General features: G+C 65.2%; 19 protein-coding genes, 3 pseudogenes and 1 other annotated feature. Of the genes and pseudogenes, 12 read left to right on the top strand and 10 right to left on the bottom strand.

What is annotated here, in order from left to right; genetic code table 11:
* Nucleotides 1-58 precede the first annotated feature (58 nt).
* Together DD559_RS08305 and DD559_RS08300 are read left to right on the top strand one after the other, a co-directional pair.
* Entirely contained in the window at nt 59-373 is a 315-nt protein-coding gene (locus DD559_RS08305) for a hypothetical protein (protein ID WP_165831056.1), read from the top strand.
* Nucleotides 366-776, top strand: a complete 411-nt coding sequence (locus DD559_RS08300) for a TrbI/VirB10 family protein (protein WP_240610173.1) — start codon at nt 366-368, stop codon at nt 774-776. The genes DD559_RS08305 and DD559_RS08300 overlap by 8 nt, the downstream gene beginning before the upstream one ends.
* A 705-nt stretch (nt 777-1,481) precedes the next feature.
* On the opposite strand, the gene DD559_RS08295 is transcribed toward DD559_RS08300, so the two are convergent.
* Complete coding sequence (locus tag DD559_RS08295) at nt 1,482-1,820, bottom strand: hypothetical protein (RefSeq protein WP_206364479.1); 339 nt, start codon at nt 1,818-1,820, stop codon at nt 1,482-1,484.
* Between the two features lie 186 nt (nt 1,821-2,006).
* Between DD559_RS08295 and DD559_RS08290 the strand changes: the two genes are divergently transcribed.
* From DD559_RS08290 to DD559_RS08280, 3 genes are read left to right on the top strand one after another with little or no spacing between them, the layout of a single operon-like run.
* On the top strand, nt 2,007-3,500 hold the full coding sequence (locus tag DD559_RS08290; protein ID WP_116470803.1) for a recombinase family protein: 1,494 nt from the start codon (nt 2,007-2,009) through the stop codon (nt 3,498-3,500).
* Complete coding sequence (locus tag DD559_RS08285; RefSeq protein WP_116468757.1) at nt 3,497-4,396, top strand: plasmid partitioning protein RepB C-terminal domain-containing protein; 900 nt, start codon at nt 3,497-3,499, stop codon at nt 4,394-4,396. Before DD559_RS08290 ends, DD559_RS08285 begins: the two co-directional genes overlap by 4 nt.
* On the top strand, nt 4,393-5,298 hold the full coding sequence (locus tag DD559_RS08280; RefSeq protein WP_116468756.1) for a plasmid partitioning protein RepB C-terminal domain-containing protein: 906 nt from the start codon (nt 4,393-4,395) through the stop codon (nt 5,296-5,298). Before DD559_RS08285 ends, DD559_RS08280 begins: the two co-directional genes overlap by 4 nt.
* Nucleotides 5,299-5,585: 287 nt before the next feature.
* Here DD559_RS08280 and DD559_RS08275 read toward each other — a convergent pair whose 3' ends face one another.
* The 4 genes and pseudogenes from DD559_RS08275 to DD559_RS08260 all read right to left on the bottom strand — a co-directional run bounded on the left by DD559_RS08275 (nt 5,586) and on the right by DD559_RS08260 (nt 7,533).
* Nucleotides 5,586-5,804: a DUF2274 domain-containing protein gene (locus tag DD559_RS08275; protein ID WP_116468755.1), complete on the bottom strand. Its 219-nt coding sequence runs from the start codon at nt 5,802-5,804 to the stop codon at nt 5,586-5,588.
* A gap of 9 nt (nt 5,805-5,813) precedes the next feature.
* Nucleotides 5,814-6,098, bottom strand: a pseudogene (locus DD559_RS08270) (TraB/TrbI/VirB10 family type IV secretion system protein); the annotation flags it as partial.
* A gap of 59 nt (nt 6,099-6,157) precedes the next feature.
* Nucleotides 6,158-6,559: pseudogene (locus tag DD559_RS20370) on the bottom strand (PD-(D/E)XK motif protein); the annotation flags it as partial.
* Nucleotides 6,560-6,573: 14 nt separating this feature from the next.
* Nucleotides 6,574-7,533 carry a Z1 domain-containing protein gene (locus DD559_RS08260; protein WP_116468753.1) on the bottom strand — a complete coding sequence of 320 codons (960 nt, stop codon included), beginning with the start codon at nt 7,531-7,533 and terminating at the stop codon, nt 6,574-6,576.
* Nucleotides 7,534-8,046: 513 nt separating this feature from the next.
* Between DD559_RS08260 and DD559_RS08255 the strand changes: the two genes are divergently transcribed.
* Nucleotides 8,047-8,262 (top strand): helix-turn-helix transcriptional regulator, encoded by a 216-nt coding sequence (locus DD559_RS08255; protein WP_116468752.1) that lies wholly within the window; start codon nt 8,047-8,049, stop codon nt 8,260-8,262.
* Between the two features lie 414 nt (nt 8,263-8,676).
* Here the strand turns inward: DD559_RS08255 and DD559_RS08250 are convergent, their stop codons facing one another.
* Both DD559_RS08250 and DD559_RS08245 read right to left on the bottom strand, forming a co-directional pair.
* Entirely contained in the window at nt 8,677-9,663 is a 987-nt protein-coding gene (locus tag DD559_RS08250; protein ID WP_116468751.1) for an alpha/beta hydrolase, read from the bottom strand.
* 164 nt (nt 9,664-9,827) lie between these two features.
* Nucleotides 9,828-10,658 (bottom strand): oxidoreductase, encoded by an 831-nt coding sequence (locus DD559_RS08245; protein ID WP_116468750.1) that lies wholly within the window; start codon nt 10,656-10,658, stop codon nt 9,828-9,830.
* A 106-nt stretch (nt 10,659-10,764) separates the two neighbouring features.
* On the opposite strand from DD559_RS08245, the gene DD559_RS08240 reads away from it, so the two are divergent.
* The 5 genes and pseudogenes from DD559_RS08240 (at nt 10,765) to DD559_RS08220 (ending at nt 16,236) form a co-directional block, all read left to right on the top strand.
* Complete coding sequence (locus DD559_RS08240; protein WP_206364478.1) at nt 10,765-11,667, top strand: LysR family transcriptional regulator; 903 nt, start codon at nt 10,765-10,767, stop codon at nt 11,665-11,667.
* A 160-nt stretch (nt 11,668-11,827) separates the two neighbouring features.
* Nucleotides 11,828-11,883, top strand: a sequence feature (sul1 is cis-regulatory element that is thought to sense ions involved in sulfur or methionine metabolism; They are found in Alphaproteobacteria).
* 57 nt (nt 11,884-11,940) lie between these two features.
* A pseudogene (locus DD559_RS08235) lies at nt 11,941-13,436 on the top strand (SulP family inorganic anion transporter).
* Nucleotides 13,437-13,504: 68 nt separating this feature from the next.
* Nucleotides 13,505-15,412, top strand: coding sequence for a BCCT family transporter (locus DD559_RS08230; protein WP_116468748.1), 1,908 nt, complete (start codon nt 13,505-13,507; stop codon nt 15,410-15,412).
* Between the two features lie 230 nt (nt 15,413-15,642).
* Entirely contained in the window at nt 15,643-16,002 is a 360-nt protein-coding gene (locus DD559_RS08225) for a PRC-barrel domain-containing protein (protein ID WP_116468747.1), read from the top strand.
* A 60-nt stretch (nt 16,003-16,062) separates the two neighbouring features.
* Nucleotides 16,063-16,236 carry a DUF1328 domain-containing protein gene (locus DD559_RS08220; RefSeq protein ID WP_116468746.1) on the top strand — a complete coding sequence of 58 codons (174 nt, stop codon included), beginning with the start codon at nt 16,063-16,065 and terminating at the stop codon, nt 16,234-16,236.
* Here the strand turns inward: DD559_RS08220 and DD559_RS08215 are convergent, their stop codons facing one another.
* Entirely contained in the window at nt 16,237-16,698 is a 462-nt protein-coding gene (locus tag DD559_RS08215) for an MgtC/SapB family protein (protein ID WP_116468745.1), read from the bottom strand.
* Nucleotides 16,699-16,737: 39 nt separating this feature from the next.
* Nucleotides 16,738-18,447 (bottom strand): SLC13 family permease, encoded by a 1,710-nt coding sequence (locus DD559_RS08210; RefSeq protein ID WP_116470802.1) that lies wholly within the window; start codon nt 18,445-18,447, stop codon nt 16,738-16,740.
* Between the two features lie 102 nt (nt 18,448-18,549).
* Between DD559_RS08210 and DD559_RS08205 the strand changes: the two genes are divergently transcribed.
* Nucleotides 18,550-20,076 carry a L,D-transpeptidase family protein gene (locus tag DD559_RS08205; protein WP_240610172.1) on the top strand — a complete coding sequence of 509 codons (1,527 nt, stop codon included), beginning with the start codon at nt 18,550-18,552 and terminating at the stop codon, nt 20,074-20,076.
* Nucleotide 20,077: 1 nt separating this feature from the next.
* Here DD559_RS08205 and DD559_RS08200 read toward each other — a convergent pair whose 3' ends face one another.
* The gene (locus DD559_RS08200; RefSeq protein WP_240610171.1) at nt 20,078-21,286 is read right to left on the bottom strand and encodes a cation:proton antiporter; all 1,209 of its coding nucleotides are present in this window, start codon (nt 21,284-21,286) and stop codon (nt 20,078-20,080) included.
* Between the last annotated feature and the right edge of the window lies 1 nt (nt 21,287).

Raw genomic sequence — 21,287 nt, 5'->3', positions numbered from 1 at the left:
CGAAAATGTCCGACCATCGCAGAATGAGTGCGCGACCCGCCCGAATGCACACCGCGATTTGCGCTCCATCCTTAAGCGCCAGCGCCGCATGGCGGCCGAAGTGGAGGTGAATGACGCGGACAGGCCGGGGCGGGCGGAGGCGCAGACCGCGGCGCAGGAGCGCGAGCGGCAGCTTGCCGAGCTGAAGGCAGCACGCGCATCGGGACTGCTGGTGCAGAACCAGAGCAGTCCATCGGCGCCGGTGTCAGCGGAGATCGCTGCTCCGCCGACACCCGTGACCACGGAGGCGCCAACGCTGGCAATCGACCCGGAGCGATCCCAATGCGCAGAGCCGCAAGGCCCAGTTCATGGCCACGCGGAACACATTGGCTGACACCAATCCGCACAGGCTGGAAGCCGCGCGGCCCCCCTATCTCCTGTTCGCCGGCAGTGTGATCCCGGCGAGCCTGATGTCCGGTCTGCGGTCCGATCTGCCCGGCCTGGTCACGGCACAGGTGACAGCGAGTGTGTTTGACAGTCCCACCGGGCGCATCCTGCTCATCCCACAAGGCGCGCGGCTCGTTGGAAGCTACGACTCGGAGCGAACCGATGATATGAACATGGCTCGGCTTCAACGCTTCTACCCCGAACACTGCTCTGGCGGAAAGCTTTCGAATGCTGAGTTCGTCTGCCCACCCACCGTCTTTTCGAAGATGACATGTCTACGGATCATCCTTCCATCAAAAGATCTGCAAACGGATCATTCGGGTTGCCGTCGCGGACCATTTCAGAGCTGATCCAGACGGTAGCTTGCGTCCATGCCCGTTAGCGACAGTTGCCGAAGCGGGAAGTCGTTCTGCTGGCATCCTTGATCGCTTAGATGCGCATGTGAGGCTGATAACCTTATCCTTATGGAACGCGGCAAGGCCCGACCTAACCAGCGCCGTGCCGCGCGGTCAGCGGTCGACCGACTCCGCCTTGCGCTTCTCCTCCTTGAACAGGAATGAGGGCAATAGATGGTTGATAGACCCACCCGTAAGAGTGCCGCGACTCGGGTCTAAAAAGTACCAAATTGGTTCATCGAGCGAGGGTTCGTGTCCGGGCTTCGGACCAGATTTTTTGGTGGGCCACGAAGGGGCCACGGATCTCAGGCCCTGGAAGAACTGACGATTTTCTGCGGGTTTCAGCGTTAGATATGAGTCCTGTAAGCAAAATGAGAAAACACGGGACTGTCAACCGCGATTTTATCGCAGCTTTCCGCAGATTTCCACAATGTTCTCAATATGCACTGGTGCCCTGACCGGACTCACATCCACCTCCAGAAATCGCAGAAAACCGCCACTCTTCGAATTTCCGAAATGCCGTGGCCCACTCGTGGCCCACCAAAAATTTCGGTCCGAAACCCGGACACGAACCCTCGCCGGACGAACCATTTTAGTACTTCCTGAAGCATGATCCGCGGTCGATTCTCGATTTCCTGATCGAAAGGGGCCCATCTGTCTTCAAGCGCGTTCAAGCAGTGCGGCAAGTTCCAGAAGCTTGACCCGCACCAAGTTCAACTCCAGCGAAATCCGCAAGTCTCCTCGACCCGCCGCCACAAGAATGGCGCCGAGAACCTGATCGGAGTGCCGTACCAGCGACACAAGATGATTGCCCTGTGGCACGTGGGTCGCCGCCAGCCAGTGTTTGACCGTCCGCTCGCTTGCCCCTGTCCACCCCATCGCCGTCTTCGTTGCCCGGTGGCTTGCACCCAGTTCTGCCAATAGCGCCCGCGAAATCAGTAGCGCCAGATCGGCCTCGTCGCTGCTGGAATGTAAATTGCTGCCCGTTTTCGGAAACACCTTTCCATTCCTTTCCCGCTATGTCGTCACACGTGCGGGATCAGTCCTGCGTTCAACCAACCCGGGAATCGTCAGGCACCGCGCCGCACGACGAACAGTGAGGTCCAGTGCGTGGAGAGTTGGCTAGTCCCGCAGACCCAGCATTCAGACGAACCGACCGGTATGCGGGCTGCCGAGTATGTCCGGATGTCGACGGACCATCAGCGCTACTCCACGGAAAACCAAGCGGAGGCCATCCGCCACTATGCCGCCGCTCGAGGCTTCTCCATCGTTCGAACCTATGCGGACGAAGGCAAGAGCGGTCTCCGCATCGATGGTCGCGACGCACTTAAGCGCCTCATCGATGATGTCAGCGCCGGTGTCGCAGACTACCAAGCAATACTCGTCTACGACGTCAGCCGGTGGGGCCGTTTTCAGGATGCCGATGAGAGCGCCTATTACGAGTATATTTGCCGCCGCGCTGGGATCGCCGTCCACTATTGCGCCGAGCAGTTCGAGAATGACGGCAGTCCAATCTCGACGATAGTAAAAGGCGTCAAACGAGCCATGGCGGGCGAGTACAGCAGGGAGCTATCGACCAAAGTTTTCGCCGGCCAGTGCAGGTTGATCGAACTCGGTTTTCGGCAAGGGGGCCCAGCAGGCTTCGGGCTGCGCCGGATGCTCGTCGACCAATCCGGCGCCATCAAGGGGGCGCTCGAGCGCGGCGAGCAGAAAAGCATCCAGACCGACCGCGTGGTGCTGGCCCCCGGTCCGGATAACGAATCCGCGATCATCCGCGAAATCTACCGAGCCTTCGTGCATGATCGACAGGGCGAACGCGATATCGCTGCGGCTCTGAACGAGCGGGGCTTCGTCACGGATCTCGGCCGCCCCTGGACCCGCGGCGCCGTCCACCAGATACTCATCAATGAAAAGTACATCGGCAACAATGTCTGGAACCGCGTTTCCTTCAAGCTGAAGAAGAAGCGGGTCCGCAACGATCCAACCATGTGGATTCGCGCCGAAGATGCGTTCCCGGCTTTGATCGACAGGGATCTGTTCGAGGCGGCACAGGCGATCATCAGGGCACGTGCGTTCCGGCTTAGCGACGAAGAGATGCTGGAGGGCCTTCGAAGCCTGTTCCAATCCGAGAACCTGCTGTCCGGGATGATCATCGACGAAGCTGACGGTTTGCCGTCCAGCAGCAGCTATCGTTCGCGGTTCGGAAGCCTGCTGAGAGCATATAGCCTGGTCGGGTATCGGCCGAGACGCGACTATCGTTACATCGCCATCAACCAGGCCCTCAGGCGAATGCACCCGCAGGTCATCGACGAAGTCGTCGATGGATTCGCAGCCGTTGGAGCACCAGTGTCCCGCGTGTCAGCCGACGGGCTCCTTACGGTGCATAACGAGATGTCCGTCTCGATCCTCATCGCGCGCTGCAGGCGAACCCAGGCGGGGTCGCTGCGGTGGAATATCCGCTTCGACACGGGCGTTGCACCCGACATCACCGTTGCGATCCGGATGGACGCCCGCAACGAAGGCCCTCTCGATTTTTATCTTTTCCCCCGCATCGACAAGGTCAGTGCAGACGTGCGCCTTGCTGAGGAAAATGGGCTGTCGCTCGACGCCTATCGCTTTGAGACGCTCGCCCCCCTTTATGAACTCGCCAGGCGCATCCGTCTTCCGGTGGCGGCATGACCGTTCCCAGCCATGCGCAGCGCATCGCATCGATACCGATCGATCGGATCAACGTGCTCAATCCAAGGGTCCGCAACCGGCGGCAGCATCGCGAGATCGTCGACAATATCGACGCGATCGGCCTCAAGCGGCCCGTGACGGTCCGGCGCAATCCGACCGGCAACGGCGACACGTTCGATCTGATCTGCGGGGAAGGCCGACTGGAAGCACTGCGGATGCTCGGCGCGTCGGAAATTCCGGCGGTCGTCATCGACGCCGAAGAAGACGAATGCCTGGTCATGAGCCTGGTCGAAAACATTGCGCGACGGCAGCATCGACCGATCGACATCATGCACGAGATCGGCTCCTTGCGTCGCCGCGGGTACAACGATGTGCAGATTGCGGAGAAGATCGGTTGCACGCCGAGCTGGGCGAACATGATCGGTCAGCTTCTGGAACGTGGGGAGGAGCGGCTGTTGGCGGCCGTGGAGACCGGTCTGATCCCGGTGAGCCTGGCGATCGACATAGCCCGGGCCCAGTCCGAAGATGCCCAGGGCCTGCTGCTCGAAGCCTATGAAGGCGGCAAGCTGAAAGGCAAGAAGCTGAGCGCCGTTCGCCGAATGCTCGATCAGCGACTGCGACAGCGCCGGGGCGTTCCCGACAGCGGCTTGGGAAGGCGCACCGCACGGCGGCGTATCACCGCGACGGAAATGGTGCGCCTCTATCAACAGGAGGCGGAGAAGCAGCGTGTCCTGGTCAAGAAGTCGGATTTTACCCAGGCGCGCCTGCTGTTCGTCATCGAAGCGCTGAAGGATCTCGTCAGCGAGCAAAGCTTCGGGACGTTGCTGAGGGCTGAAGGACTGGACACGATGCCTAGGGCGTTGGCGGCACGTGTATATGGAAAGAGCCTCTCATGACCTCGCGCCACCCGATCAAGCTTTCCTTCCAGGGCGAAACCAAGCGGATCCTGTTGTCAGACCTGATCCCGCTCAAAGCGCTCCGCCCAGGCGTGAAGGAAAGCAAGAAGTACGCACAGATTATGAGCTCGGTCCGCGCGATCGGGCTTGTCGAGGCGCCGGTGGTTGCTCCCAACCCTACCCAGAGCGGCCAGTTCTTGCTGCTCGACGGTCATCTACGTATCGAAGCACTGCGGGATCTTGGAGTGCTCGAGGTGGATTGCATCATCTCGACGGATGATGAGAGCTACACCTACAACAAGCGAATAAATCGTCTGGCGGCAATCCAGGAACATCGCATGGTCCGACGCGCGATCGAGCGCGGCGTACCGGAAGCGAAGATCGCGGAAGCGCTTGGACTCGAGGTTGCATCGATCCATCGGCGCTCGCGGATGCTCAATGGGATCTGCACCGAGGTCATTGACATCCTGAAAGACGCGCCCTGTCCGATAGCCGTCTTCGACGTCCTGCGGCGCATGTCCCCGATACGGCAGATCGAGGCCGCGGAGCTCATGACGGGACAACAGAACTTCACGGTCGTGTTCGCCAAGGCAATGCTCGCGGCCACACCGGAAGATCAGTTGGTGCACGTTCCCGCAAAGCGGCCCGCGTCGGTTTCCAGCGAACAGATGGCCCGAATGGAGCGAGAGCTTGTCGGCCTCCAGATGCAGGTCAAGTCTGTCGAAGATCGATACGGCGTCGACACGCTGCATCTTACAGTGGCGCGTGCCTATGTCCGCACGCTGCTCGGGAACGACCGCATCGTGCGGTGGATCGCCCAGCACCGGCCCGAATACTTGAAGGAACTCCAAACGATCGGGGAAATCGACACGATCGCGCCCGTAGCTGAGGCGGCGGAGTAGCGGGATGATGGGGACCCGGACCCGATAAGCGCGGGGACCGCCGGAGACGCCGCACGGTGGGGCGGATCGAGGGCGGTGGCGGGGATGACGGCGAACCCGTACGGAGCCCGCCAGGCTGGCAGTCATAGGCCGGCCGACGCGGAGGGGCGCGTCCATACGCGCCCCTCCGCTCCTTTCGACAAACGTTCTTATGGGATCGGACACTCTCGCGAGATCGGCTCCGCTTCCGGCAGAGCCGAAAATCGCAAGCTGGCCAGCAACCAGCCTTCCACCGCTTGGTCCGGATGTCACCGGCTGGCTCCACGCCTCCGCAGGAACCCCCGATCGCTATCGAGGAAGGACGCCAGCACGGCCGGGATTAGATCCGTTATCTCCTCCTTCTGCCCATAAGTGTCGGCATATAGCGCAGCATAGTCCTGCAGCCGCTGGTGCAGGTCGGGAGTGATGAGGATCGCCAGCTTGACGGGCTTTCGATCCGGTAGCTTTGCCAGTTTCAAATCAGGCATGTCGGCCTCCTATCCGCGCCAGGGCGCGAGGACCAGGTCCTTGTGGACCACGAGCAGCACGTTGGTGCCGGGGCGAATTGTGAGCGTCGGCTGGATGTTCAGATTACGCGAGGTGATCTGGTCGCCCGCGCGTGCGACATTCTGCTGCGTCGACTGCCGGATCGCGCGAACCAGATCGCTGTCACCGGAAACCGTAAGCTCCGAGCCCACGCCGAGCAGGGTCGATAGCGCCACACCCTTAAGCAGTGTCCAGGTGTGGAAGTCGACCTTGTCCTGCAGGCCGGCATAGCCCGAAGCGCCTCGAGAATCAGCAGTTCGCCGATCATCCCGCGCTGCCGTTCCTCGGACAGGCCTTCGACTGGAACGCGCTCGAACAGGCCCTGCCACAGGCAGATCCGATCGATGCGCCGCCGAAGGGCAGCAGCTACTGTCGACTCGCTCGCCGCGGTCGCAATCAGATCCGCGGATAGTACGGCGAAGATGTCGAGCAGCCTGTCGTCCTCGAGGATTATGCGCAGGACGGTGCGCTCCGGCGGGCCCGCAACAACCTCGTGGACCGTCCGCACCCCGCGGCACGTCGGAATGCGGTCACCGGCCGGCCGATAGGCCCCATCGCCTTCGATCAGCAGGCCCGGGCGGCCGGCTGGCCAGAAGACGCAGGCGAACAGATCGGCTGCAGCTTCCGTGTCGAGCCGCACGCGCTGGATTCCGGCAGGATGGGCGGTTTCCTGCCCGAGACTCTCCCACGCTTCCATCATTCGCTCGGGCGTCATTCGAACATGCTCTCGAGCTGCTTCACGCTGTTCTCTGCATAGTCGAGCAGTGGCGCACCGGCATCGAACGGGAAGCTGACGGCAAAGCCCATCAGCGGCAGATCGCCGGGGAGTCCGGCGTCGATCGGATAGACGATGAGCAGACCCCGATCGTGGCTTCGCTGGCGGCGGATGAACGGACCGCTGGCTGTCTTCGGACGATCCTTTTTGGGCTCGGGTTTCTTCTCCCAGGCATCGATCGTGTGCTGCATTGCCCGTTCCTGCGCCGTACGGTCGAGATCGGCCACCTCGTCGGCGGGACTGACCAGGCGCCCGATGGTGATCCTGCCGTCGCCGCCGTGCCGGTCGGGTTCGCGGTCGGTCAGCGTAACCTCATAGGGGCCAATGAGACGCGAGACCTTCGACCGGCCATTGCCGGCTAGGATCACGGTCCACGTCTTCAGCCTCCCCGCGGCAACTCGGTTCCCGACATATTCGGCTAGCGCGCGGCTGTTGGCCTTCCACGAGTCGCGGGACGTCTCGACCTGCCGAAGCAGGGTGACGATTTCCCTGCCATCGACCTCGTCCCAAACCTGCCTTCCCTTGCCGCTCTGCGCAGGAAGGCGCCGGAAGAATGCTTCGAAGGCGTCAAAGTTGGATTTGGCCTGTCCTTCCTCGAACGACACGGTCTCGGAGATCGTCCCCGAAAATCCGGCGCGCACGCGTGTGCCGGCGCGCATCTTGTTCGCCGCCGTGATGAGGAGTCCGTCCGGATGAGTACGGACCCGATGCCCGAACTGGAGCGGTGTCTGTCCGGTGCTGAAGGCTAGATCGAATTCCTCGCGCAGCTCCGCCGTAGCCGTCGCGATATGGCGATACCAGCGCACCAAGACAGGGGAAGTATAGAGCCGGCAGAGATCTGCGTAGCGCGGTCGATAGCCAAACCAGCGGCCCATCTGCATCAGCGTGTCGTACATCTTGGTCGTGCGGATGAAGTAGCTGCACCGCGCGATCGTGCAGCGCCCGACGCGCCTGCAGCGCCGCGCCGACCGCCTGGCGATAGTGGATGGTCCTGAATCGCTCCGCCTCGTCGAAGCCAAACGGCGCCCATTCCTCGCTCGGATAGCAGGCGTCGTAGATCGCACGCGCAGCAGCGCGCAACTGGAGGTCGTGCTCCATGCCGAAGCTCCCAATGATATCGAATCGCCGCATCGGCAGCGGAGCGCTAGCTAGAACAAAGTGGGAACGAAGGGCAAGGACGCAAAGTCTCTGACTTGTGCCATGCAGGCTCAGGTGCGCTGCGACCTCGTCGGTGACACCCTTGGGCAGACGGACCGCTCGCACAACCGGCGATCCCAGTCGATGTACATACCAGCCTGCACCAAACAGCGCCATTTCAGCCCCAGACGAGCCCTTCTGCCGGCAAGCCGTTCGGGTCCATCTTGTGTCGAAACCCTCCACCACCCCCCGAACGATGCAAGGTGATAGCAATGCACTCCAACGCCACGGACCGCATCCTCCGGCTCAAGGCCGTCCTCGCTCTAACAGGCCTCACCCGTTCTACCCTTTACCGGAAGATGGAAGCAGGCACCTTCCCCGCTAGCACGCAGATTAGCACCCGCTGTATCGGCTGGCGCGAGTCTGCTGTTACCTGCTGGCTTGATGATCCGATGACATATGAGGCTGCTCCGACCCCGGAGCGATGAGGCAACGATTGACCGGGTGTGGGACGAAGCGGTCGTTCCGAAACAGCTTGCTAAACGACGGTCTCTGACAACAGCCGCCGTTCGTGTACTGGGCCTTAATCGGTTCGCTTCCGGTCAACAGCGGGCCTCTTGCTATTGGCGAGATGACCCGTCCTGGCCATTCACCGCGGCGGAAGCGGTCGTTCGTTCAGGTGCTGCTTGGCGCTCGAAACTTGGCCGTTGGTTGGCAATCCGCGCGCTTGGAGCCGAGGTGAAAAACTACAGCTCCACTCGATATCGGTGGCGTTTACTGAGCCGCAGGCTCAACGGGAGCGGCCGTTCGCATCCGCTGATGGGAACGGCTTGAGTTGGTCAGGAGCTTCGTTAGTCGACAGCGCTACGTCGCCTGAGCGTTGCGGGAGCAGTGAAAATGCCTCATCCCCACCGAGCCTGTACGAACCGGCATATATCGACCGCCAGCTGATCGTCCTCCGGCGTGTTGCCCTGGAACCCTCCGTGCGGCATCGCCTCGAACACGTGCAGTTCGGCGGCCACGTTTGCCTGACGCAGCGCCCGGTGCATTCGTACCGCATTGGACAGGAACAGGTCGCGGGTGCCGGATTGGACGAAGGCCGGCGGAAAGTCCGTCAAGTCTCCGAACAGGGGCGAGAGATAGGGGTCCGACAGATCCGCCCCACCGGCATAGAGTTCATTGTTCCGCATCAGCGACGTGGGCAGCACCACATCGACCATCTGATTGACCTGGAAGCTGTCGCCGGATTCGGTCAGATCCACCTGCGGGGAAAGCAGGATCAACCCGGCAGGCATGGGAAACCCTTCCTCTTTGGCGCGAAGGAGCATCGCGGCGGCGAGGTTGCCGCCCGCAGACCGTCCGCCCACGACGATGCGCGACGGCGGGTGCCGGTCCAGCACATAGCGATACGCAGCTAACGCGTCGTCCAAGCCTGCAGGATAGGGATGCTCGGGCGGCATCCGATAGTCGACGCCGTAGCAGATCGCCTGATGTTGATCCGCCTGCATCTGCGCTTGCATCCGACAGGCCTCGCCGCCGCCCAACACGAATGCTCCGCCATGGAAATCGACATAGGCACGATGTGGCACACCCAGGGTTTCGGGCGTCGCGACATGGATCGTGGCCGTACCGGTTCGAACGGTCTCGACGGTGGCGCGCAAGGTGCCGGCAAGCCCCTTCACCGCTGCCGCATAGTGACCTTCCGCGGCGGCCTTGAGCTGCATCCAGCCGGCATGGTCGTCCGGTGATGGCATGGTGTAGCGCGCATTCAGCGGAACGCCGTCCTCGTCTACCTGCCGCTCGAGACGGACCCGCGCTTCCTTGCTTACCGACGAGGGGAACGGGATCCGCCGGGCTTGAACCAGTACGCCGTTTTTCTGGTCGCTCATGTCGTTACGCTACTCGCCATGCTTGCCGGGTCGCTGGTACACCGTCCTGCTGACCTTCGTGGGCCTGCTGCTGTAGCGCGCCCTCCCCGATATCCGCAAACGAACCACGCCTTGGAGACGGCCCTCCCTCTGATCCAGAGGGAAGGCCGCCCAGGTTCGGTCGCTCAGACGCCTTGCTGATAATCGGTTGAGCGCGTCACCGTTTCCCAGCGATCGATCTCGTCGATCACCGCGTCGAGTTTCTCGCGGGCGCGCCGCAGCGCGTCGCTCCCGAGCAGCAGGTGCAGCGGCGGGTTGGGCGCGTCGACCAGCTCGAGGATTGCCGCGGCCGCCTTGTCCGGATCGCCGATCTGGCGCCCGGCCATCGCATCCAGCCGTGCGATCCCCGACCCGACGCTTTCCGCATAATGCGCGCCGGCGCCCTGGCTGCGCCGGATCGAGTGATTGCTGAGAAAGTCGGTACGGAAAGCACCGGGCGCGATTGCCGTGGCCTTGAGACCGAAGGGCGCGATTTCCTGCGCCAGGCTCTGCGTCAGCCCTTCGAGCGCCGACTTGGTCGCGGAATAGAGGCCGGACGACCCCGCCGGGGCACGCCCCGCGATCGAGGTGATGCTGAGGATGTGACCGCTGCCCTGCCGGCGCAGTGCCGGAAGTGCTGCCCGGATCACCGCGAAAGGCGCGAAGACGTTGACCGCGAAGAGCCGCTGGAACTCCGCATCGGTCGCCTCCTCCAGCGCGCCGAGCAGGCCGTAGCCGGCATTGTTGACCAGCACGTCAATGCGCCCGGCCTTGTCGAAGGCGGCTTGCACTACCGGCGCGATCGCCGCCGCGTCGGTGAGGTCGACGGGAATGACATGCAGCGTGCCGCTGCCTGCATCGAGGTACGGGGCGCCATCGCGCACCGTACCGACGACGGTATCGCCGCGCGCCAGCGCAGCCTGCGCGAGAGCCTTGCCGAGCCCGCGGGAAATGCCGGTAATGAACCATGTCTTCATTGCTGTTCTCCTTCGCCGCCGGATGTAGCCCTTCCGTTGGACCGCATAATCGGCCAGCTGCTACCCGGGCTTGTAAGGCCAGCTTCACAATGCTGAGATGCGCCGCATGATCCATCCCAGCGAGTTCGGCGCCCTGCGCGCCTTTGCGGCCGTGGCCGAGCAGCGCAGTTTCAGCCGGGCGGCGGAGCAGCTGGGGGTTTCCTCCTCGGCGCTAAGCCAGTTGATCCGCGGGCTGGAGGAACGGCTGGGAATCCGGTTGCTCCATCGGACCACCCGCAGCGTCTCGCTCACCGAAGCCGGCACCGCCCTGCTTGCCGAGGTCGCGCCGGCGATCGACAGCCTCGCCGGCGCGCTGGAACAGGCCCGCAGTGCCGCCCGGCAGCCGACCGGCACCGTGCGCCTGCACTGCTTTCATGCCGCCGCCGACCGGTTCGTGGTGCCGATCCTGCCGAAACTGGCGTGCGCCTTCCCCGACATCACGCTGGACCTCACCATCGACGACATGGTCGTCGATCTCGTCGGCAGCGGCTATGACGCCGGGATCCGCATCGGCGAACTGATCGAGCGCGACATGGTCGCACTCCGGCTCGGCGGCGACATTCGGCAGCTGGCGGTCGCGGCGCCGGCCTATCTCGCCGAGCACGGGGTTCCGCAAACGCCGAAGGACCTGCTGCAGCATCGCTGCATTCGCTGGCGCTGGCCGGGGCAGCCGGGGCCCTATGCGTGGGAGTTCTTCGAGAAGGGGCACTGGTTCTCGGTCGCCGTGGAAGGTCCGCTGATCACCACCAGCCGAGCGGTGATGGTGGACGCGGCGCTGGCCGGGGTCGGCATCGCTTTCCTCAAGGAGGAGTCCGTTGTCGACGCCTTCGCGCGGGGCGAACTCGTCCCACTGTTGACGGACTGGTCGGTCCCCTTTCCAGGCTATTATCTCTGCTACCCCCAGCAGCGGCAGATGGCGCCGGCCCTGCGCGCGGTGATCGACACGATCCACGCGGCTGCGCCCAATTAACAACAGCGCGCTTGGTCGTGGGCTTCGTCGACCGCTTGATTTGACTGCCGAGCCCTTCCCGCCCGAGCCCTTCAGATGCCACGCCCCTCCCTCGCAGAAGTCTTCTTGGCGCAGACATGTTGCGTCGATCCCGCCAAGCCTTTATGCGCTGCCACATTCGCAAGGACCCGGTGAAATTCCGGGTGGCTATTCCGGCCGCCGATCCGCCGGACAACAACACGCACCAATCCTGTCGGCGCTGCTTGGCGCCGCGTGCCCTGTTGTGGATTTTCAATGACTTTCGACTTTACCGCGTACCGCCGCCAGTGGTTCACTGACGGCATCACCGCTCGCCGGGATCTGCTGGCCGGCATCGTCGTCGCTTTGGCGCTGATCCCCGAGGCGATCGGCTTTTCCATCATCGCCGGGGTCGACCCGCGCGTGGGGCTCTACGCTTCCGTGGCGATCGCGATGACCGTCGCGCTGATCGGGGGACGTCCCGGCATGATTTCGGCCGCGACGGCGGCGGTCGCCGTCCTCGTCGGGCCGCTCGTGCGCGAACACGGCGTCGAATACCTCTTTGCGGCAACGATCCTGATGGGCCTGATCCAGATCGTCGCGGGCATGCTCCGGCTCGACCTGGTCATGCAGTTCGTCTCGCGCTCGGTCATCACCGGCTTCGTCAACGCCCTCGCCATCCTGATCTTCCTGGCGCAGCTGCCGCAGCTGACCAATGTCGGCTGGCAGACCTATGCGATGGTCGCCGCCGGCCTCGCGATCCTCTACGGCTTCCCCCGCATCACCAAGGCGGTCCCCTCGCCGCTGGTCGCCATACTCTTGCTGAGCGCGGTCAGCATCGCGTGTGCGCTGCCGGTCCATACGGTGGGCGACATGGGCAAGCTGCCGCAGGGCTTGCCGAGCTTCGCCCTGCCGCGCGTCCCGCTCACCCTGGAGACGCTGCGGATCATCCTACCCTATGCGCTCACCATGGCAGCGGTGGGCCTGCTGGAATCACTGCTCACCGCGCAGATCGTGGACGACATGACCGACACCGACAGCGACAAGCGCCGGGAATGTGGCGGCCAAGGGGGCGCGAACATCGTCGCGGCCCTGTTCGGCGGCATGGGCGGCTGCGCGATGATCGGGCAGTCCGTCATTAACGTCACGTCCGGTGGCCGAGGCCGCCTGTCCACCTTCGTCGCGGGCGCCTTCCTGCTCTTCCTCCTCGCCGTGCTGGGCCCCTATGTCGGACGCATCCCGATGCCGGCGCTGGTGGCGGTGATGATCATGGTGTCGATCGGCACCTCAGCTGGAACTCGATCGCGAACCTGCGCCGGCACCCGCCGACCTCCTCCGTCGTGATGCTGACCACGGTCGTGGTGGTGGTCGCGACTCACGACCTGTCGCTGGGCGTCCTTGCCGGCGTCCTGCTTTCCGGGATCTTTTTCGCGGGCAAGGTGCAGCGCATGTTCTCGGTGAAGCGCGACCTTTCCGCAGACGGTACGCGCGCCGCCTACCGGGTCTCGGGCGAGATCTTCTTCGCGTCCGTCAACCGCTTCTCCCGCGCCTTCCAAGGGGAGGATCGCGCGGACCAAGTGGTGATCGACGTGACGGCGGCCCATTTCTGGGACATCTCCGGCGTCGCCGCGCTGGACAAGATCGTCGCGCGGCTGCGCCGCGACGGCCGTGCCGTTGAGGTGATCGGCTATAATCGTGCGAGCGCGGACCTCGTCGATCGCTTCGCGCTCCACGACAAGACCGGCGTCGAACTGGGGCTGGCGCCGCACTGAACCCCCAGGTGGCGCGCGACGGCAGTTGCGGCCACCTTTTCGCCCGATCGGCGTTCAGCCGTGCAACTATGCTGAAAAGTGCAATCAACCCCCGCGTATTCTGGGGCGCCTCGGCGCTCATCCTGGCGCTGCTCGGCGTCACCATCGCGATGCCCGGCAGCGCCGACCTCGCCTTCAAGGCGGCGCAGGCCTGGACCATCGACACGTTCGGCTGGTTCTACATCGCCGCCGTCGCGGTGTTCCTGGTCGTCGTCCTCGCGCTCGGCTTCGGCCCGGCGGGGAAGCTCAAGCTGGGGCCGGACGATGCAGAGCCGGACTTCCCCTATCTCTCCTGGCTGGCGATGCTGTTCGCCGCCGGGATGGGCATCGGGCTGATGTATTTTGCCGTCGCCGAGCCGATCCAGCACTATATCTCGCCCCCGGAAGCCAAGAGCGGCACGATCGACGCAGCGCGGGAGGCGATGGCGATCACCTTCCACCATTACGGCGTCCATGCCTGGGCGATCTACGCGCTGGTCGGGCTGAGCCTCGCCTATTTCACCTATCGCAAGGATCTGCCGCTCACCCTGCGCTCGGGGCTGGCGCCGATCCTGGGCAAGCGCATCCACGGGCCGCTCGGCGACGCGATCGACATCTTCGCGGTGTGCGGCACGGTGTTTGGCGTCGCCACCTCGCTGGGCTTCGGCGTGTCACAGATGACCGCGGGCCTCGCCTATATCTATGCGCTTCCCGACACGCTGACGACCAAGATCGTCGTCATCGTGCTGGTGATGGGGGCGGCGACGCTGTCGGTGCTGAGCGGCGCGGATCGCGGCATCCGGCGGCTGTCCGAGCTCAATCTCACGGTTGCCGTGCTGCTGATGCTGTTCGTGCTGGTGCTTGGCCCGACCCTGTTCCTGCTCCGCGCGCTGGTGCAGAATTTCGGCCTGTACCTCGATCACTTCGTGATGCGTACCTTCACCCTCTACGCCTATGAGCCGCGCGCCTGGATGGCGGACTGGACGCTGTTCTACTGGGCCTGGTGGATCGCCTGGTCGCCCTTCGTCGGGATGTTCATCGCCCGCATCTCGCGCGGGCGGACGATCCGCGAGTTCGTCACCGGCGTGCTGTTCGTGCCCACCGCCTTCACCTTCCTGTGGATGACGGTGTTCGGCAACACCGCGATCTCGCTTGATCTGGGCGTGGCATCGGGCGGGATCGCCCAGGCGGTGCAGGCGAATCTCTCGACCGCGTTGTTCAAGTTCCTGGAGTATCTGCCGGCGGCGAGCGTCACCTCCACCCTGGCCATTCTGCTCGTGGCGGTGTTTTTCGTCACATCCGCAGACTCCGGCGCGCTGGTGATCGACACGCTGGCCTCTGGCGGCAAGGAAGACACCCCGCGCTGGCAGCGGATGTACTGGTGCGTGCTGCTGGGCGCGACGGCGACGCTGCTGCTCGTCGCAGGCGGGCTCGGCGCGCTCCAGGCGGCGACGCTGCTGGCGGCGCTGCCCTTCTGCTTCATCATGCTGCTGCTCGCCTATGGGCTGGTGAGACAAACCAACGCCGACTTGGCCGGCGTAGCGATCCCCGACGAAGCGCCTGCGATCAGCGAACGCCTGAAGCGGCTGGTGCTGCCTGCGCGAAGGTCCGACATTCTCGAACAGCTACATCGCAACGGCGAACCCGCGCTACGCGCCGTGTACGCGGCGATGCAGGCCGAGGGCTGGACCGACCTGCTGCTGGAGATCGAAGAAGGCCAGGTGGCGCTTATCGTCGGCAGCCAGAGCGAACGACCGTTCACCTATCGCCTGTTGCCGCGCGCTCGCCCCCTGGCCGCCTATACGGCGCTCGAGGCGTCTGAAGGTCGCCGCAGCATCGGCTGGTCGCTTGCCGTGGAAACGCTTCCGCCCGTCAAGTCGCGCGACCTCACCGGGTTCTCCACTCGGCAGATTACCGGCGACGTCCTCAGCGCGCTGGAGCGATGGAAGGCGCGCTGATCGCCTTACGATCGTCGAAGCCGGAGATCGCTCCACCGCAGATGACAGCCCTCCAGCACTGCAATTCGGGCATTAATCCTTTTCCACGGAACATGATCGGGTACGACCCGTTGCCCTAGAGACCGCCACGACATCGCTGCAGCATTAGCGAGCGCCCGATCGGGGCGCCACGGGCGGCGCGTTCAGGGAACGCCCAAAGGGACCATCCACCATCCGAAAGGAGATGCCCAATGGCAGACAACAACACGCTCGATCGCAATGAAACCCAGGACATGATCTCGTCCGCCAAGGTCGAGGGAACCGCCGTCTATGGCCGCGACGGAGAGAAGATCGGCTCGATCCACCACCTCATGCTCGGCAAGCGTGACGGCAAGGTTCGCCATGCCGTGGTGAGCTATGGCGGCTTCCTCGGCATGGGCGAGGACTATTTCCCGCTGCCGTGGAACGAGCTCAGCTATGACGAGGAGCGCTCGGGCTATGTCGTCCAGCGTGACGCGGACCAGTTGCGCGGTGGACCGCATTATGCGCGGGACCACGAGCCGGTCTGGGATCGCGCCTACGAGGCGCAGGTCACCGGCTATTACGCCTGACGACGCAAAGGGTGCGGCGGCGATCGCCGCACCCACCCCTCCAGCGGATAGGAACACACCATGATCAAATGGGCCCTCATCTTCGCCATTCTTGCCGCCGTGCTGGGCGTGCTTGGCTTCGGCGGACCCGCGGCCGCAGCCTGGGGCATCGCCAAGCTTCTGTTCTGGATCGCGCTCGTGGTTGCGCTGGTGCTCTTCGTGCTAGGCTTCACGGTCTACAAGAAGGTGACCTGATCACTCCGCATCATATTTCTGCGTGAAGGGGCCGCTTAACAGCAGGAGGAGCAGCACCGACGAGGCCAGGATGACGGCAAGCCAGAGCATGCCGATGCCGCACAGAATGCCGATCACGCCCGCCGCCCAAATCGACGCGGCGGACCCCGCCCCCTTCACGTAATTCTCCTCCCGGAACATCGCGCCGGCCCCAAGGAAGCCGATCCCGGTGATCACGCCCGCGAAGACCCGGCCGGGGCCTACGTCCAGTTGCGGATCCCGCGTCCGCACCGCCAGTTCCAGGATCGCCAGCGAGAGCGCGCAGGCCCCCAGCGATACGATCACGAACGGACGATAGTCGATCGGCTTGCGGCGGAGGAACCGCTCCAGCCCGATCAGCAGCGGCAGGAGCAGCGAGGCGCCGATCCGCAGCAGCGCCTCGCCCCAAGCAATGTGGATCGGATAGAAGGTGCCTGGCTCCATCCATGTGAAACGGATGGTCCCCCGCGGGGTTGCGCCGCGCTATGGGAGGGCAAGCACCACCGCCGCCGTTCCGACGACCAGCACGACCATCAGTCCCCCCATTCGCGCATAGTCCGTAAACCGATACCCGCCCGGCCCCATCACCAGGAGATTGTTCTGGTGGCCGATCGGCGTGAGGAAGTCTGCCGACGTGCCGATCAGCACCGCCAGCAGTGCGGCATCGGGGGCGATCCCAAGCACCCGCGCGGCATCGATGGCGAGCGGGCCCATGATGATCGCCGTTGCGACGTTGTTGAGGAAGATCGACAACAAGAGGGTCATGCCGCACAGGGCGCCGATCACCGCCACGGGCGGCAGCCCCGCAAGCGTCGTGCCCAGCCACTGGGCCGCGACGGCGGCGGCACCACTCGTCTCGAAGCTGTGGCCCACCGGGATCATCGCCGCGAGCAGCACGATCACGCTCCAGTCGATCGCCTGGTACACATCGTCGGCGCCGATCAGCCGCGTCGCGACCAGCACGACGGCAGCGGCAAGAAAGGCGAGCGCCGGCGGCGCCCCGAACCCGACGATCGCGAGAATTGCGACGAGGAAGATCGCCACAATCGGCGCCGCACGGCGGCGGGCCACCGGTAGGCGATCGACCCGGTCGATCTCGAGCAGCCGTGCGCTGCCTACAAAGTCGGCAAGATCCGCCGGGCGGCCGCGCACGAACAGCTGGTCGCCGGCCTCGATCCGCAGTGAGGGCAGCGGCGCGCGCCGTCGCGCGGCCCGCGGTCCCACGGCAACCACCGTCAGCGTATCGCCGCTGCGGATACGAACCGCTTCATGGCTGAGCCCGATGAGGAACGAGCCGTGTGCCACGACCACGCGGGCCGTGACGCTGTCGTCGTCCGCCACATGGAGGTCGGCCGCGAGCCCGGCCGCGTCGGCAGCGTCCCATTGCTGGCGGCGCGACACGACCAGCAGGCGGTCGCCGGCTTCCAGCTGCACCTCGGGATGCACGCGATGCCCCTCCCGGAAGACGGCAAGCAGACGGACTGCCGCCGCCCGCAGACGGGGAAGCAGAGTTGCGAACGGCAGCGCCTCTCGGGCGGTCAGCTCGTACACACGCCAGGGCGGCCGCACCGGTCGGTCCATCCCCTGCCGCACCGGCAGCAGCCGCCAGCCGACCAGCACGAGGTACAGCAGCCCCACCGCGGACACGGCCACCCCCACCGGCGCCATTTGGAAGAAGCCGAAGCCCGTGCCCAGCTCCTTGGCGCGCACCGAGGACAGAATGAGGTTGGCGGGCGTCCCGATCAGCGTCGTCATGCCGCCCAGGATGGTGGCGAAGGCAAGCGGCATCAGCGTCGCGGCAGGCGGCCGCTTCGCCTCCCGCGCCACCTGCGCGGCGATCGGCATCGTCACGACCAGCGCGGCGATATTGTTCATGAAGGCGGAGAGAAACGCGCCTACCACCAGCAACACTGCCAGCCGGACAGTGAAGCCCGCACGCGCCGGCATCAGCACCCGGGACAGGCTGGCGGCCACGCCCGACAGCTCGATCGCGCGGCCGATCACCAGCACCGCCGCCACCGCGATCACCGCAGGATCGGCGAAACCGGCAAAGGCCTCACCCGGCGGCGTGAGGCCGAGCAGCACGCAGGCGAGCAGCGCCAGCAGCGCGACGAGATCGTGGCGCACCCGTTCGGAGACGAACAGTATCAGTGCGCCCAGCAGCACGGCGGCGCTGAGAATTGCTGGCGTCACCGCCAAAATGCCCGTCCAGACGAGGCGCAGGCGCGATGGACCGATCGGTGGCGTGGATGCGTTTGCAAGGACATGACTGCTTCAAACCTTCGATTTCGTTGCATGGTTGCAGCCTCCCTGCTTCTGTCGACCACGCTTCCCGCCGCCGCCGCCATTTCCCAGCGTTCGGGCGTTCCAACCTCCGCCGGCGATGCCGCGCCGACGCTCCGATCGCTCGCCAACACGCCCGAACTGCAGCGCTTCTACGAGCGCGTGGGGTGGCGCCTCGTCTGGAACGAGGCGGCGTCGCGTGCGCTCGAAGACGTCATCGCCCGCCGTGCCGACCATGGGCTCGATCGGCTGCCCTTCCTGCCTTCGATCGAGGCCGGCGAGACGCCGATCGCCCGTGACGTGGCGCTTACCCGCGCCGCGCTCCGCTATGCCCGAGCACTGGCGACGGGCGTGGTGGATCCGGCGACGCTGCACGCGGTCTACACCCTGCCGCGCCCGGACATCGATGTCGTGGCAGGGCTGGCGAGCGCACTCGACCGCGGCGAGCTCACGAGCTGGCTTGCAGGCCTCGCCCCGCAGGACGCGGACTATCGCCAGCTTTCCGAAGCCTATCGCGCCGCGGTGGCCGAGCAGCAGCGCGATAGCGGCGGCGCGCCCCGGATCGCCGCCGCCGGCCTGATCCGCCCCGGCGATCAGGACGACCGCGTGCCGGCCATCGCCAAGCAGCTCGCGGCCGAAGGCTATCTCCTCACCCCCGGCTCGACCGCGCCTGTCCGCCCCGCCCCCTCGCGCCTCTACACCAGCGACATCGCCGATGCGGTCCGCGCGTTGCAGCGCGACTATGGCCTTGCCGAGGACGGGGTCGTCGGTCCGCGCACGATCGAAGTGCTCAACCTCAGCCCCGCCGACCGGGCGCGGGCGATCGCCGTCGCGCTGGAGCGGCTGCGCTGGCTGGCGCGCAATCCGCCGGCGACGCGGATCGACGTCAATATCGCCGCCGCGCGCCTCGCTTATTACCGCGACGGCATGCTGGTCGACAGCCGCAAGGTGATCGTCGGCAAGCCAGGGCGCGAGACGCCGCTGCTCTCCTCGCCGATCTACCGGCTGGTCGCCAACCCGACCTGGACGATCCCCAAGTCGATCGAGAATACCGAGCTGGCGCATGTCGGCCCGGACTATCTCGCCAGCCACAACATGGTGCGCCGGGGCGGCTATATCGTCCAGCAGCCTGGGCCGGACAATGCGCTGGGGATGGTCAAGTTCGACATGATCAACGACCAGGCGATCTACCTCCACGATACCAGCGCGCCGGGCCTGTTCGAGCGCAGCCAGCGGCACCTAAGCCATGGTTGCGTCCGGGTGGAGGACGCGCTGGGCTTTGCGCAACTGCTCGCCGAGGATGAAGGGGTGGCCGATCGATGGCAGGCGGCGAGCGGCAGCGGCGCGCAGACCTTCGTGCCGCTGCCGGTACGCATCCCGGTGCGGCTGCTCTACCAGAATGCCTTTGTCGACGAGACCGGCCGGGTGACGGTCCGCACCGATCCCTATGACTGGAACGGCCCGGTCGCGCGGGCGCTCGGCTTCGACGATGGTGCGCACACCAGAACGCAGGCCGACGCCATTGACATCGGCCCCTGACTCAATGCTCGGCGTCCGCCGAGTCAGTCAGCTTCCAGCGACGGAGCAGCGGCGGCATCGTAAGGCCCTGGGCGAAGATCGAGAAGGCGACGACGCCGAAGGTGACGACGACGATCGCCCCGCGCTCGGCCACGTTCGCCGGCACCGCCAGCGCCAGCGCGAGCCCCACCGCCCCGCGCAGCCCGCCCCAGACGAGCACATGCTGATAGGTTGCCGGCAGCCTCAGCCCCGTGCGCGCGAACAGCGCCGCCAGCGGATAGACCGCCGCCGCGCGGCCGAGCAGCGTCAGCAGGATCCCCGCGATCAGGGCGCCGCTCACCAGCGCGATCGGCTGGTGCGCCTCATGGCTGCCGATCAGCAGGAACAGGCAGGAATTGGCGAGGAAGGCGGCATAGGCCCAGAAATCCTGGACATGCTGGCGCCCGGCAACCGAGATCGAGCCGCGCGGGCCGATCGCCCCGACGATGATCCCGGCAGCGAGCGCGGCGAACACGCCCGAGGCATGGACATGCTCGGCGAGGAGAAAGCTCGCCCAGGCGATCACGGTGGTCAGCGTCACCTCGACCAGATGGTCCTCGGTCCGCCCCGCCACCGTCAGCACGACGAAGGCAATCGCGCCGCCGATCGCCACGCCGCCGAACACCGTCCAGAGCAGCGACGTGGCGATGCCGCCGACGCTGAGCCCACCGCCCTCGCCAACCGCGATCAGGATCGCGAACCCCACGGCGGCCACACCGTCGTTGAGCAGGCTTTCCGATTCCACCACCATGCTCAGCCGCGGCTCGGCCTTCATTTCCTTGAAGGCCGCGATCACCGAGACCGGATCGGTCGCGGCGATCAGCACCCCGAAGAAGGCCGCGCCCAGCCAGCTCCAGCCGAGCAGCCAGTGCATGCCCGCCGTAACCAGCAGCGCCGAAATCGCGACTCCGAGGAACGCCAGCACGACGGTGAGCGGCAATTCCTCGCGAAAACGCCGCCACCGCAGCTGCAACGCCGCCTCGAAGATCAGCGGCGGCAGGAACACGTTGAAGATCAGCTCGCGCGACAGCGGCAGGTTGGCACCCACCGGCAGGAAAGCGAGCGCGATCCCGGCCAGCACCAGCCCGGCGGTATAGGGCAGCCCGATCCGCCGCGAGATCATCGCCACCAGCGACGCGACGATCAGCAGCATGCCGAGTTCGGGAAGACCGATTTCGTTCAAGGCGGGCACT

The organism is Sphingomonas pokkalii, assembly GCF_003096275.1.
Classification (GTDB): domain Bacteria; phylum Pseudomonadota; class Alphaproteobacteria; order Sphingomonadales; family Sphingomonadaceae; genus Sphingomonas; species Sphingomonas pokkalii.
Note: the sequence above shows the minus strand (reverse complement) of the source record. Positions and strands in the feature narration are given on the sequence as shown.